This is a genomic window from Chloroflexota bacterium (assembly GCA_020161265.1).
In the GTDB taxonomy this organism is placed as follows: Bacteria; Chloroflexota; Chloroflexia; order Chloroflexales; family Herpetosiphonaceae; genus Herpetosiphon.
The window spans coordinates 525265-538790 of sequence record JAIUOC010000002.1 but is presented as its reverse complement, the minus strand read 5'-3'; the positions used below and the strand labels follow the sequence as shown (position 1 = coordinate 538790).

Sequence of the window (13526 nt, the reverse complement as noted above, 5' to 3'; positions counted from 1 at the left end):
CAGAGAATAGTAGTATATCCGAGATAGCCTAGCCCAAACGATCGATGGTAGAATACTCGTTGGATTCATGTAGTCGAGGATGGATAACGCTATGCGGCGCTGGTGGATTATTAGCTTTCTTTCGCTGTTTATCTTGGCAAGTTGTGGTGCTGAACAAACCGCCCCAACCACCCAAGGCCAAACCGCCAAACTTAACGTCGTCAGTACGGTTTCGCCAATTACCAATATTATCTACAACATTGCTGGCGATAAAATTAGCTTAACCGGAATTGTGCCTGAGGGCGTGAATTCACACACCTTCGAGCCAGTGCCTTCAGATGCCAAAACCTTGGCCGAGGCCGACCTAATTTTTATCAATGGCCTTAATTTAGAGGAGCCAACCCACAAATTGGCCGAAGCCAACAAACAACCAAGTGCCGAAATTATCTTGCTCGGCGAGCAAACAATCACACCTGAGCAATATGTTTATGATTTCTCATTTCCTAAAGAGGCTGGTAGCCCCAACCCACACCTCTGGACGCACCCGCTGCATGGCTTGCGCTACGCCGAAATTGTGCGTGATGCCTTGGTGCGCCGCGACCCCAGCAATGCCGAGTATTACAACGCCAATTATGCCAGCTTCAAAACCCGCATTGAAGCGTTTGATCTTGCGGTCAAAAAAACGATCGAGAGTATTCCGGCTGAAAATCGCAAATTGCTGACCTACCACGATTCTTGGGCTTATTTCGCCCCGCACTATGGCATGACCGTGATTGGGGCGATTCAGCCTGCCGACTTTGCCGAGCCATCGGCTAAAGATGTTGCCGATTTGATCACGCAGATTCGTGAGCAAAAGGTGCCAGCAATTTTCGGTTCGGAAGTCTTTCCATCGCCAGTGTTAGAGCAAATTGGCCGCGAAACTGGCGTAAAATATATTGATAGCCTGCGCGATGATGATCTACCAGGCGAGGTTGGGGCTGCTAATCACTCATATTTGGGCTTGCTGACCGAAGATTTGCGGATTATGGCCGAAAATTTGGGTGGTGACCCCAGCTTGATTGCCAATTTCGATACCAGCAATATTCCTGGCAGCGATAGCAGCGTCGTTCAACAACAATAGGGAGTAGCTTGGATGCAGCCAATTATTGAGTTGCGCGATGTTGGGTTGCGCTATGCCGACCGTTTGGTGCTTGATAACATTAATATTCATCTGCACCATGGCCAGTTTGCGGCGCTGGTCGGGCCAAGCGGTGCTGGCAAAACCAGTCTGTTACGCTTGATTTTGGGCTTGCACGCTCCCAGCCATGGCCAGATTCTGACCCATGGCAAGCATCCAGTTGATAACCAAATTCCAACGATTGCCTATGTGCCACAACTTGAAACTGTCGATTGGAATTTTCCGGTGACGGTTGAGCAGGTTGTGGCCATGGGTTTAGTGCGTCAGGGCAATCCATGGCCATGGTTACGCAACCATGAACGTCAAGCAGTGCAGGCCGTGCTGGCTCAGCTTGAAATTGAACATTTGGCCCAGCAGCATATTCGCAATCTTTCGGGTGGCCAGCAACAGCGGGTCTTTTTGGCACGGGCTTTGGTTGCCAAACCTGCCATGTTGGTGCTCGATGAGCCGACAACTGGGATTGATCCACGGGTAGCTGAAACAATTTTGCATTTGCTGGCCGATTTGAATCAGCAAGGCATGACGATTTTGATGACAACTCACGATTTGAATTCAGCAGCCAATCATGTGCCTTGGATTATTTGCCTGAACCAAACGATTATTGCCCAAGGCACGCCGGAAACAGTCTTTAACCCGATCGTTTTGGAGCAAACCTACCATAGCGAGATGGTGGTAGTGCACCATGAAGGCATGCTCTTAATTCAACAACGCCCGCATGGCCATAGCTATCGCGATTTAATTCCCAACCCAGTAATTGGCGAAGTGCTGAACCCAGCCATGGAGAACCCGATTGAACCAGCTTTTAGAACCGCTGAGCTTTAGCTTTTTTCGCTATGGCATCTTGGCTGCCTTATTGATTGGCAGTTTGTGTGGCTTATTGGGCGTGTATATTGTGTTGCGTGGCATGAGCTATATCGGCCATGGATTATCGCACGCAATTTTTGGCGGCGCAGTCGTTTCGTTTGTACTCGCCTGGAATTTCTATCTGGGCGCAGGCTTATGGGGCTTTGCTGCTGCCGTGTTAATCAACCAAACTGCTCGGCGCACCAAAATCAATGCTGATGCGGCGATTGGGGTGATTACCACCGCGAGTTTTGCGGTTGGAGTCGCCCTCATTAGTCGCTACCGCAATTTCACCCGCTCGTTTGATGCCGCATTATTTGGCAATATTCTCGGTGTAACCAGCGACGATCTTTGGGCGATCGGCGGTGTTTGGCTGATGGTTGGGCTGGTGGTGTTCTTCAGTTATAAGCAATTGCTGTTTATGACCTTTAATAATGATGTAGCTCAAGTTTATGGAGTGCGCACCAACTGGCTGGATACGCTGTTTTCATTGATGCTCGCCGCCACATTAATCGTTTCAATGAAAATTTTAGGCGTGACATTAATCGCTGCTGCCTTGGTTATTCCACCAATTACTGCCCGTTTGCTGACCGATAGTTTTCATCGGATGCTTGGGCTATCGACGTTGATTGGCGGCTTAACTGGGTGCATCGGCATGTATTTGAGCTATTTTTTCGATTTGGCCTCAGGTGCGACGATTGTTTTGACCCAAACCAGTTGCTTTGTGCTGGCCTTGGGTATTGCAGCATTGCGCAAACAACTGCGCAATCGCATGATTCACACCCACGTTTAGCGAGCCAAAGCCCGTGGATTGGTGGCATGTTCGAGGTAACGCGCGAGCATGCCCCGCAATTCGGCTAAAGAAAATGGCTTTGCCAAAAAATCGGTAAAGCCTGCTTCACGACACGCCTGCCGCGTATCTTCGCCAGCATAACCACTAACCGCGATCACCGGAATTTCAAGGCAATGCTGATAGTTGCGAATGTGCTGCAACAGCTCAAAACCATTCTCGCCAGGAAACGAGAGATCCAAGAAGATTAATTGAGGATTCATGGTTGCTAAAACGCTGCGCATCTCGTCGCCGCTGCTCACGGTAATCACATTATGCTGCGAACGCGACAAAATTCGCACCCAAAATGCCTGCATCAAGCCACTGTCATCGATTGCTAAAATGTTTGCCATACAATTCTTCCTTTGCCAAGGTTGCTTCCACTCCTAAAAGTAACCTTTGCCGAGTGCTTTTCAGCTAGCCCAACTTCAATACAGATAGTCTACCCCTAAGCCATAGGCTGAAATGAGGGGCAATAGTGTTGTTTTTGGTGTAGGCAAAGTAATAGTAGTAGGGGGGACAATTGGCCTAGGTCTTGCGATGGTTAATCACTTGAGCTATGCGAATTGTGAGGATTAGAGGTTAATTTGCGGGATATGTTGTGGGGTAGTTGTCCACAACAGGCTATCTAATACAATTGCTTGTGCCCCAATTTCAGGCAATGCGGTGATACTGGCGAGGCTGGGTGCACTGCAAATCAGTGGTTTTTCAGTGAGTTCGCGCAAACGCTCAAGCCCCCAGCCTAGTAGTGGCTCAATGGCTGGGCCAACCAAGCGCCCATAGTGCGACTCATGTTTTGCTCGTGGCCCCGAACCAAGCAACAAACTATCAACTGCCTGAGGAATAGCATTGAGTTGGCTAATTTGATCGGTGGCAACTTGAATTAACAGTGGAGCTTCCCATTGATTGCGCACCAAATCGCACCAACGCGCCATATGGTTTAATTCGCTGCTTTGCTCAAGATCAAGCACTACCGCCGCCCATTCACCCTCATGCAAATTACGCAATAATTCTTGGAGATCTTGCATGCTCCGCGGTTGTAGGCAGAGCAACACTGGCAGATCGAGGGTTTGCCAATGGGCTGCGTCACGTTGGGCGCGTCGCCAGGTACGGGTTGATGAGCGATACAACAACCCGCCTGTCGTTGGAATTAATTGAATAGCTTGATCACGTGTGCCCAACGGATCGGTGATGATAGCTCCAAGATTGCTGAGATTCGCCAAGCGATCAGTGCCCGCCCCAAAACCGCCACAGCGCCCAAGCACGGCGCTGCGCACGGTTAGACCATAGGGGTTGTGTGGGGCAAGATCAATGGCCATCGCTGCTGGCTCCTTGGGTTTGGTCGTGTTTTTTCAGCGCTTTTTCAATATCATCAACTAAGGTTCGCGCTTCTAACAAATCGAGGTGGGTTTGTTCATGGGCATATTGGATGGCAGCCAAACGATCGCCACGAATCAACAGATCCAAAATGTCTTGGCGCACATCATCGCGAATATTGGTGGTTCGCATATGGCGATCCATCGCCCGCGCCTGAAAGCGCAAGCGTTCGCGATAGGTTTTGGTGCGCATGATCAAGAGGGTAATTAACCCAACTGCCCCGATAATCACGACCAAAGCGCTCATTCCATCCATAGCGTATTCCTCAGCATTAGCTTTGCACCCATTCGCGGCTGGCGAAGGCTTGCTGGCCTGGGCCTTCGGAAACCCAAACCCCGACCATTTTGAGCGTATCAACGCCATCTTGGCGCAGGCGTTCGCACAATTCGGCACAAAAATAGGTTGCCAACAATTCAGCCGTGGTATTTTGAATTGGCAGCATAATCACTTCGGCGATTGGGAAGACATAATATTTATCTTCGTAGCGTACTGTTAAATGCTGCTCGTTTTGGCTATAATCGATTTTAGGATTCTCGGCGGCCAACAAGACCCGATGATCAAGTGTGCGGGCAATCTCAGCGGCGTGTTTTTTCAACACCCCAAAATCTACCACATATTGATCTTCGCATAAAAAGCCTTCTACTTCGACCGTTACGCGATAATTATGGCCATGCAGCCGCTCACATTTGCCGCGCATGGTAATAAAATGCGCCGCCGCAAAACCAAGCTGATCCTTAGTTACTTGCAAGCGGTAAATACGTTGGCTCATGCCAGAGACTCCTCAATGTGGCAGGTGTAACAATGTTGGCACAACCGAAAAGGCACGCCTGTATGACAGGGCGTAACCAGATTTTCACGCGAGCCACAGCAGCGACAAACACTGAGATTTTCAATATCGTCAGCCCGCCAAAGCTGTGAGCGTAGCTCCAATTTGGGTATTGGTTCAGTCTGCAAAATCGCCAGCTTAACACAGACCGCTGCCGGAAAAATTTCCTCGACATTGGCGTAGAGCAATTGGGGATTCCACACGACCTCATCACCGACACAAATATCTTTCATGCGTGGATGTTGGCGAATTTTAAATTTCATAGTTTGTCACAACGCTTGCTAGCAACGTCATTATCAAAAGCTTGGGATGTGCTAGTCATATTCTAGCGCATCTGTGCAGCGGTCGCCAAATCCACAGGCGCGACAACGCCATGGTTGTTCATGCGAACGTTCAACATCATTTAACTCAAGGTCGTCGCGCATCGCGTCGAGCGCTTCCAGCAAGGCCTGATACAGTTGATCCGTCCAATCGACTTGGAAGGTATGCTGAGCGTAGCGCAACAAACCATAACGTGGAGCAATGCCAGTCGCTTCTTCCAGCAACAAACAATAGGCTGCCAATTGCAAAATATCGCCTTGGCGTGGGCTAGTTGCTTGGCGCTGCGGCTTGACCTCAACCGGAATCAAAGCCTTGCCATCGGCCAAGACATAATCGGGCTTGCCTGTTAATTGATAACGGGCTGAAAATAAGGCTTTGGTTAATTCACGATGGGCAGTATCGTGATAAACCACTGTGCGCCAAGGCAGGCCCGTACTCGTTCGCAGTTGGTTGCTCCGTCGCCAGAGCCAAAGCGCCAGCAAGCCCAAGCCAAGGGCTAGCCAAATCATGCCAACACCAAAGCCAAGGCGGCTAGCAGCAACAAGCCAATGGCTACGGTGCGTAACCACTGGCTTTGCTGCAAATCTTGGCCATGGCGTTGATGGGCCGCTTCGCCTTGGGCTAAACGTTCAGGAAAACGCCCTTCCCAGCCACACTCACGGCGTAGCCACCAAGCTCGGGCACAAAAATCATATTCGCCCAGTTCACTGGCGCGGATAATTGGCTTACGCTCGGCCATACTTTTATGGTCTAACGATTGGCGTTGGGGTTGGCGGCATGGTAATCGCTGGCTCACCACTAATGATATTGCGCACGTCGGAAACGGTAATCAACAGCATCAACCCAAGCAACATCATCATCCCAACCGCATGCACAACTGCTTCGCGTTCCGGTGGAATCTTCTTGCGGCGAATCGCTTCGATCAAGGCGAAAATAATGCGGCTGCCATCGAGCGCAGGAATTGGCAAAATGTTGATCAAGGCCAAATTCAGGCTGAGCAAGGCAGTAAAATTAAGATAATCGCGCAAGCCCGAGCGAGCAACTTGCCCTGTCAAGCGAGCGATGCCAACTGGGCCAGCTAAGCCACCTTCCGGCGCTGCATTCGTGCCTAGCAAACCGCCGATCAACATCGCAAAGCCCATAAACATTTCACCTAATAGCCGAAAACTATAGGTAAACCCGTTGATGATCGCTTGGAAAATATTAACTGATTCGCGTGGATTGCCTAAGCCAACCCCAAAACGATAGCGTTGTGCTTCTTCGCTGTATTGGGGGGTTACCCTCAAGCTTTGTTCAGCGCCAGCCCGTTGCACAATTACGGTTAATGGCTCACCACCACTGGTTTCAACCAAACGCCGTACCTGTTCATCAGCGCTAATCGGCGAACCATTGATCGAGACAAACACATCTTCAACCTGAAACCCAGCGTTTGAGGCAAATTCATCGGTTGAAGCAACCATGACCTTATCAAGGTTGGGGTAGCCCCAAATGGCAAAAATGATCGCAAACATAATGATCGCAGTAATCACATTGGCGATTACACCCGCTGCCATTACCGGAATCCGGCGACGTGGCGAGGCCGAAGCGAGGCTATCGGGGTCGTCGAAACCACCTTCTTCACCCGCAAAGCGCACAAAGCCGCCGAGGGGCAGCCAATTCAGCGTAAACGGAATACCTTTGCGCACGAACAACACTTTGGCGCGTGGCGGTAACCCAATGCCAAATTCTTCGATCTTAATGCCCATTTTGCGGCCAACCCAATAGTGGCCCAATTCATGAACAACAACTAAAAAGCCTAAAGCGGGAATAACCGCGAGCCACGCCAAACTGCTAAAATCCATAAAGATCTCCCGTGGATAGTGGTGTACGGCCTATGCCAGCCGCGAATGAATCTTACTTGAGTTACCTAGTAGCGTCAACCGCTTTTGATGAGCAAGTTGTTAACAAGTCAAAAGGCAAAATACAGAAGGCAAAAAGAACACAAGGGGTCAGGATTCAGGGATTAGGGGTCAGGATGAGCAGCGAGAATCTAGTAAGTACAGAGGGAACAGCAGCATAAGCAGCATAATCTGTGGCTAAAACTGCCTTTAGTAAAATTTGTGGCTCAATAGCTTCGGGTTCTTCGCGGTTTCATTCTTTGTGCGCTTTGTGTCCTTCGTGGATCAAATTGCTGGTACAATGGGGCCGATGAACAATCTAGCTATGTTGCGCGAGGTTTATGGTGCTGCGCTTAATTAAACGCAGCTTGGTTGCCCGCTTAGTGGCAATGTTTTGTTTGGTTGCCACCTTGGCTGTAAGTCTTTTGGGCTTCACAGCCTATTGGCTTGGGCAAGGCGCGATTGAGCAATCGGTCGTCGAACGCCTAAGCATTGCAACCTCGCTCAAAGAGCAAGAAATTGAACGCTGGATCGACGATCAGCGCAAGGAAGTCCAATTATTAGCTGGCTTGCCTTTGGTACGTACAAATGCCAATATGCTGGCCAACTCCAAATTAGTGAGCCCCGAAGCCAATAGTGCCTACGATACCCTCGCAACTTATTTACGTTCAGTCGTCAAAAATCAAACTAAATTTGATGAAATTTTTGTGCTTAATCAAGTTGGGCGGGTCATTTTCTCAACCGATCCGCTGCGTGAGGGCAGTATTGTTAGTGGCCTTGAGTATGTTAATGTTGGCCAATTTGGTTTGTATATCGAGAATATCTACCCCAATGATTTAGATATTCCCACCATGACGATTGCTAGCCCGTTGTTTGACCAAAATAATAATGTCTATGCAGTTTTGGCTGCTCACGTTAATCTAGCGCGGCTTGATGATATTTTGGTTCAACGAGTTGGCTTAGGCCGTAGCAGTGAAACCTATTTGGTCGATAGTAAGCAGCGTTTTGTTTCAAGTAAACGTTTTGGTCGGCCAGGTATGCCAATCGTGGTTGATTCATATGGCATTCAGCAAGCCCTCGCTAAGCAAAATGGCAACGCTAAATATCAAAATTATGCTGGCGACGATGTAGTTGGGGTTTATCGCTGGCTCGAAGGTCGCGATCTGATTTTGCTCAGCGAGGTCAGCCAAACCGAGGCTTTTGCTCCCGCCCGCGAACTAAGCATCATTATTATGGCGATTGGCTTGGTTTTAGAGGGTTTGGCGGTCTTGGCGGTTTTGAGTTTGATGCGGCGAGTGGTCTTGCCGATAGCTCAATTAACCGAGGCAGCGGCCCATGTGGCTGAAGGCAATTTGCAAACTGCCGATTTACCCTCGCGTGATGATGAATTGGGCTTGTTAATTCGTAGTTTTACCCGTATGACCGCGCAACTGCGCACTAACCGCGAGCAACTCGAAGATCAAGTTGCCCTGCGTACCAACGAGTTACGCTTGGCCTATCAGCAATTGGTCCAAGTAACCGATCAACTGCAAGAGAAAAACGATTATCTGCAACAAGGCCTCACTTTGGCTCACGATATTCAGCTTGGTTTGCTCTCGCAGCGCCCGCCATGGGAGCCTGATCTGCTGCGGGCGAATGCCCATTCATTGCCTTCGGCGGAGGTTGGCGGCGATTTCTATAGTTTTGTTGATTTGGGTAATGGCCGGGTTGGAGTGGCAATTGGCGATATTTCGGGCAAGGGTGTTGGCGCAGCCTTGATGATGGCACTGGTTTCAAGCACTTTGGAAGAACGAGCGCGTGAAGGCAGTCAGCCAGCAGTCTTATTGCAAACGCTCAACAGCTTATTGATCGATCGGCTCAAAGCCAATCATATGAACGCGGCAATTCTGTATGCAATTTATGATCACGCGACTGAAACCTTGCATCTTGCTAATGCCGGAATGGTAATGCCCTATTTGCTGCGGGCTGGCACGCTTGAAGAAATTGATGTTGTTGGCTTGCCGATTGGTTCGCGCCCCGATATTCACTATCAAGAACGGATGATTCAACTTAAACCTGATGATCATGTGGTGTTTGTCAGTGATGGCGTGGTTGAAGCGCGTAATCCGGCTAACCAAATGCTCGGCTTCGAGTTGCTTGAAACGATTCTGGCAGGCTATCGCCAATGGCCAGCGATCGAGCCGTATCACGAGTATTTATTCAAACAACTGAGCAATTTTATGCAAGATCGCAGCCCCGTCGATGATCTAACGATTGTCTGGCTGCAAAAATAAGCCTTAGGTCATATGCATGGTTAGCATTTTTTGGGTAAACTGCACATATGTTTTGTTGTAGGAGGAAGCCCATGCTAACGACCAAAGGATTTGCTGCTTTTAGCGCCGATGCTCCGTTTGCCCCCTTCCAATTTGAGCGCCGCGATTTAACTGCCAACGATGTACAAATTGAAATTTTATATTGTGGCATTTGCCATTCCGATTTACATCAAGCCCGCAGCGAGTGGGATGGCACGGTCTACCCGATTGTGCCTGGCCACGAAATTGTTGGGCGGGTTGTGGCTGTTGGTGCTGACGTGCACAAATTTAATGTTGGCGATGCTGTTGGGGTTGGCTGTATGGTCGATTCATGTGGCGAATGTTTTGATTGCCGCGATGGCCAAGAACAATTCTGCCCGAAAACCACCTATACCTACAATAGCCCTGATGCGCACACGGGCGGCGTAACTTATGGCGGCTATTCTAGCCAAATTGTGGTTGATCAGCATTTTGTGTTGCGGATTGCCGAGCATTTGGATTTAGCACGGGTTGCGCCATTGCTCTGTGCTGGCATCACCACCTACTCGCCATTGCGCCATTGGAATGTCCAGCCAGGCCAAAAAGTTGGTGTGGTCGGCTTGGGCGGGCTGGGGCATATTGGGGTGAAAATTGCCAAAGCCATGGGTGCTGAAGTAGTTTTATTCACCACATCGCCACATAAAGCCGCTGATGCCGAGCGTTTGGGTGCTTCGGTGGTGATCTCCAAAGATGCCGAGGCCATGCGCAGCCAACGCAACAGCTTCGATTTTATCCTCAATACGGTTTCTGCCGCGCATAATCTTGATGCTTATTTAAGCTTGTTGAAACGTGATGGTACGCTCTGTCTCGTTGGCGTGCCGGAAAATCCTCATCCAACCCCAAGCTACCCCGATTTGATCTTTCGGCGACGACAATTAACTGGCTCGTTGATTGGCGGCATCGCCGAAACTCAAGCAATGTTGGATTTCTGTGCTGAACATAATGTTTTGGCGGATATCGAATTAATTGGAGTAAACCAAATCGACCAAGCCTACGAACGGATGCTCAAAAGTGATGTCAAATATCGTTTTGTGATCGATCTTGCCAGCCTGCAAGCCAATTAATGTGCTATGGATGCTCAACCAACGGGGCTATAGCTGCGTCGGTTGAGTTTGGATTTAAGGATGATGTATGACTCTGACTATCTCGCTTGATCACGCGCGGGCGATTGCGATTGCTGCCCAAGGCTTAGATCGCCGTCCCAACGCTGTTGATCAAACCACATTGCAACAAACCATCCAGCGCATGCAAATTGTCCAGATCGATACGATCAATGTGGTGGCGCGTGCGCCCTACTTCGTGCTCTGGAGTCGTTTGGGCGATTACGATCCTGTTTGGTTTGATCAATTGCAGTTTCCGGCTGGCCAATTATTTGAATATTGGGCACACGCAGCCTCGTTCTTGCCGATCGAATTATTTCCCTTGTTGCGTCCGGCGATGTTGCGTTATATCCACGACTGGCACAGATCGCGGCGTTGGCTAGAGGAACATAAGGCGGTGGCTGATGGCGTGCTGGCCATGATTCGCGAACGTGGCCCGTTGCGTTCAGCCGATTTTGAAGCACCTGCCGATCATGCTGGCGGTGGCTGGTGGAATTGGAAACCAGCCAAATCGGCGCTTGATATCCTCTGGGGCATGGGTGAATTGATGATTGTGCGCCGCGAGAAATTTCAACGGGTCTACGAATTAACTGAGCGGGTTATGCCCAATTGGGATGATCGCGCTGTGCTTAGTTTTGAGGCAGCCGCCGAGCAATTGAGTGAGCGTGGCTTGCGGGCGATGGGGATTGCTACCGAGCGGCATTTGCCCGATTATTTTCGCCAACGCCGACCAGGCATTAAAGAACGCTTGCAAACCTGGGCGGCTGAAGGCAAGGCGATCGAGGTGCAGGTGGAAGGTTGGAAAACTCCAGCCTATATTCATCATGAACAGCGCCATTTGTTGGAGCAAACACCCATGCCTAGCCTGACGACGATGCTTTCACCTTTCGACAATTTAATTTGGGATCGTCAGCGAACGCTGGATTTTTGGCAGTTTGACTATCGGCTTGAATGCTATACCCCAGCTCCCAAGCGGCGCTATGGCTATTTCACCTTGCCAATTCTCTGGAAAGATCGGGTAATTGGGCGGATTGATGTCAAGGCTGAACGCAGTGCCGGGATTTTTCGGGTGCATGCCCTGCATTTGGAACCAAACATCGAGCTAAGCGAAGCTTTGTACGACGATTTGGCCGTGATGCTGCGCGATTGTGCCAACTGGCATCGCACGCCAACCATCAGCATTACCATGAGCGATCCGCCGCAGGTGGCTGGCGAAGTGCAAGCTCGCGTGGGCTAGGATTATGCAGTCAATCCAACTACGGCCAATTTTGGTCGAGCAACAAGCCCAATTAGCCACGCTAATCGCTGATTATCTAGCTGAGCTTGATCCGACGGCAGGCGGCGAGTATCCTTATTTGCGCAGCTATTGGGAAGATGCCGAGCGCGTGCCATTGTGGATCGAGCGAGCTGAGCAGCGCATCGGCTTTGTGTTGCTGAATCGCTATGCCTTGTTGCCGAAAACGACGCTGGCGATTGCTGAATTTTACGTCGAGCCGCATGCGCGTGGTCAAGGCTTGGCACGCCAAACTGCTTGGCTGTTGTTTGATCGCTTTCCAGCGACGTGGGAAATCCGCTGTTTAGCGAGTAATCGAGTGGGGCTAAGCTTTTGGCAAAGCACGCTTGATCGCTACTTGGGCCATGCTTGCCCTGCCTTGGATGGCGCGGCCTATGGTTGGGATGGTACGATTTGGAGTTTTGTAACCCATTAACATAGCGATCACTGGTATTATTCTAGGCCATTCCAAACTGGAATGGCCTACTTTTTGCTGCATGCAGGCAAGCATCCAAAAACAACGCATAATCAGTAGAACCAACAAGAATTGTTTGCAGGCATAAGGATACCCAAAACGCTATGACGATTGCTTTTGAAATTCGCCCAGCGCACGCTCATGAGGAATGGGCGGTTGCACAACTGTTTGAAGGATTACACCACTATAACACATCGCTTGATCACTACTTTAGCTTGTCGCCAGATTGGCGCGAGGCCTTACATACATTTTTGATCGATCAAGCGCTGAATCAACGTGGTATAACCATGCTGGCATGGCATGGCTCAACCCCAATTGGTTTATTGATCATGGCAGGTCAGCAAGATGCAGCATTATTTAAGCATCGCAATTGGGCTGAGTTACTGGCATTGTATGTTGTGCAAGAAGCTCGGGGGCAGGGCGTGGCGCAAAGCTTGCTTAACTTAGCCCAAGCATGGGCCAGCCAACATAGCTATCAACGGATACAGTTGTATGTAACCGCTAGTAATCATCGCGCCAAACGCTTCTATCAAGCCCAAGGATGGCAGTGTGTGCAAGAAATTTGGCGTTTGAGCCTCGATCAAGGCCAACAACTGGCAGATTATGCCGAACCCATGAGCGTTTGTCTGAGCAGTCAGCGCGAATAAGTCTAAAATTGTAAAAATTAATCTTGATTAATATGGGTAGATAGATATACTGTTTATGGGTGATTAAGTACCACCCGTTAATCACCCAAATGCGTGATCAAGGGGCTTGAAATCTTGGTCAAAGCTTGCTACACTGCGTCGTTACAATCGCCAACACATCTGTCCTATACCACACGGGTGATTCTACCCAAAGGAGGTTCGGCATGGCCGTTGATTCGAGTGCATTTATTGTAGTACCAGTGGAAGCGACCGTCCCGATTTTATGGCGTGCAATGCGCACAATTCGTACCAGCCTGAATATTACCAAGATCTATTGGCATCCCGATGAACGAGTGCGTGATGGCTGTCATTTCCGGTTAGAAGTGCCTGTTGCCCAACTTCACGATCCTGCTACCGCCCGTGGGCGCATTCAGTCGATTTTGGTTGACCATGGAGCAGCCTTATTGTAATGAAGATAGGCCATGATGGGTGA

The 13526-nt window shown here is 49.8% G+C and carries 17 protein-coding genes; 9 read left to right on the top strand and 8 right to left on the bottom strand.

Going from position 1 to position 13526, the window contains the following annotated elements; genetic code table 11:
- Positions 1-91 precede the first annotated feature (91 nt).
- The 3 genes from LCH85_06730 to LCH85_06720 are packed head-to-tail and all read left to right on the top strand — an operon-like array spanning position 92 to position 2792.
- Complete coding sequence (locus tag LCH85_06730; protein ID MCA0351674.1) at positions 92-1099, top strand: metal ABC transporter substrate-binding protein; 1008 nt, start codon at positions 92-94, stop codon at positions 1097-1099.
- Between the two features lie 12 nt (positions 1100-1111).
- Positions 1112-1978: a metal ABC transporter ATP-binding protein gene (locus tag LCH85_06725; GenBank protein MCA0351673.1), complete on the top strand. Its 867-nt coding sequence runs from the start codon at positions 1112-1114 to the stop codon at positions 1976-1978.
- A complete protein-coding gene (locus LCH85_06720) occupies positions 1947-2792 on the top strand; it encodes a metal ABC transporter permease (GenBank protein MCA0351672.1) in 846 nt (281 codons plus the stop codon). Before LCH85_06725 ends, LCH85_06720 begins: the two co-directional genes overlap by 32 nt.
- On the opposite strand, the gene LCH85_06715 is transcribed toward LCH85_06720, so the two are convergent.
- The 8 genes from LCH85_06715 to LCH85_06680 all read right to left on the bottom strand — a co-directional run bounded on the left by LCH85_06715 (position 2789) and on the right by LCH85_06680 (position 7193).
- On the bottom strand, positions 2789-3181 hold the full coding sequence (locus LCH85_06715; GenBank protein MCA0351671.1) for a response regulator: 393 nt from the start codon (positions 3179-3181) through the stop codon (positions 2789-2791). The genes LCH85_06720 and LCH85_06715 overlap by 4 nt on opposite strands.
- A 222-nt stretch (positions 3182-3403) precedes the next feature.
- Complete coding sequence (locus tag LCH85_06710) at positions 3404-4147, bottom strand: hypothetical protein (protein MCA0351670.1); 744 nt, start codon at positions 4145-4147, stop codon at positions 3404-3406.
- A complete protein-coding gene (locus tag LCH85_06705) occupies positions 4137-4460 on the bottom strand; it encodes a hypothetical protein (GenBank protein MCA0351669.1) in 324 nt (107 codons plus the stop codon). The genes LCH85_06710 and LCH85_06705 overlap by 11 nt, the downstream gene beginning before the upstream one ends.
- 16 nt (positions 4461-4476) lie before the next feature.
- The gene (locus LCH85_06700) at positions 4477-4974 is read right to left on the bottom strand and encodes a 6-carboxytetrahydropterin synthase (GenBank protein ID MCA0351668.1); all 498 of its coding nucleotides are present in this window, start codon (positions 4972-4974) and stop codon (positions 4477-4479) included.
- Positions 4971-5294 carry a hypothetical protein gene (locus LCH85_06695; GenBank protein ID MCA0351667.1) on the bottom strand — a complete coding sequence of 108 codons (324 nt, stop codon included), beginning with the start codon at positions 5292-5294 and terminating at the stop codon, positions 4971-4973. The genes LCH85_06700 and LCH85_06695 overlap by 4 nt, the downstream gene beginning before the upstream one ends.
- 51 nt (positions 5295-5345) lie before the next feature.
- A complete protein-coding gene (locus tag LCH85_06690; protein ID MCA0351666.1) occupies positions 5346-5861 on the bottom strand; it encodes a Dna2/Cas4 domain-containing protein in 516 nt (171 codons plus the stop codon).
- A complete protein-coding gene (locus tag LCH85_06685; GenBank protein ID MCA0351665.1) occupies positions 5858-6091 on the bottom strand; it encodes a hypothetical protein in 234 nt (77 codons plus the stop codon). The genes LCH85_06690 and LCH85_06685 overlap by 4 nt, the downstream gene beginning before the upstream one ends.
- Before the next feature lie 4 nt (positions 6092-6095).
- A complete protein-coding gene (locus tag LCH85_06680; GenBank protein ID MCA0351664.1) occupies positions 6096-7193 on the bottom strand; it encodes a M50 family metallopeptidase in 1098 nt (365 codons plus the stop codon).
- 377 nt (positions 7194-7570) lie between these two features.
- Here LCH85_06680 and LCH85_06675 point away from each other — a divergent pair, with 377 nt between their 5' ends.
- From LCH85_06675 to LCH85_06650, 6 genes are all read left to right on the top strand, one after another.
- Positions 7571-9502 (top strand): SpoIIE family protein phosphatase, encoded by a 1932-nt coding sequence (locus tag LCH85_06675; GenBank protein ID MCA0351663.1) that lies wholly within the window; start codon positions 7571-7573, stop codon positions 9500-9502.
- Positions 9503-9573: 71 nt separating this feature from the next.
- Positions 9574-10623 (top strand): NAD(P)-dependent alcohol dehydrogenase, encoded by a 1050-nt coding sequence (locus LCH85_06670; GenBank protein ID MCA0351662.1) that lies wholly within the window; start codon positions 9574-9576, stop codon positions 10621-10623.
- A 67-nt stretch (positions 10624-10690) separates the two neighbouring features.
- Positions 10691-11896, top strand: a complete 1206-nt coding sequence (locus LCH85_06665) for a winged helix DNA-binding domain-containing protein (protein ID MCA0351661.1) — start codon at positions 10691-10693, stop codon at positions 11894-11896.
- Positions 11897-11900: 4 nt separating this feature from the next.
- On the top strand, positions 11901-12368 hold the full coding sequence (locus tag LCH85_06660) for a GNAT family N-acetyltransferase (GenBank protein MCA0351660.1): 468 nt from the start codon (positions 11901-11903) through the stop codon (positions 12366-12368).
- 143 nt (positions 12369-12511) lie between these two features.
- Positions 12512-13054 carry a GNAT family N-acetyltransferase gene (locus tag LCH85_06655; protein ID MCA0351659.1) on the top strand — a complete coding sequence of 181 codons (543 nt, stop codon included), beginning with the start codon at positions 12512-12514 and terminating at the stop codon, positions 13052-13054.
- A 203-nt stretch (positions 13055-13257) separates the two neighbouring features.
- On the top strand, positions 13258-13503 hold the full coding sequence (locus LCH85_06650) for a hypothetical protein (protein MCA0351658.1): 246 nt from the start codon (positions 13258-13260) through the stop codon (positions 13501-13503).
- Positions 13504-13526 lie beyond the last annotated feature (23 nt).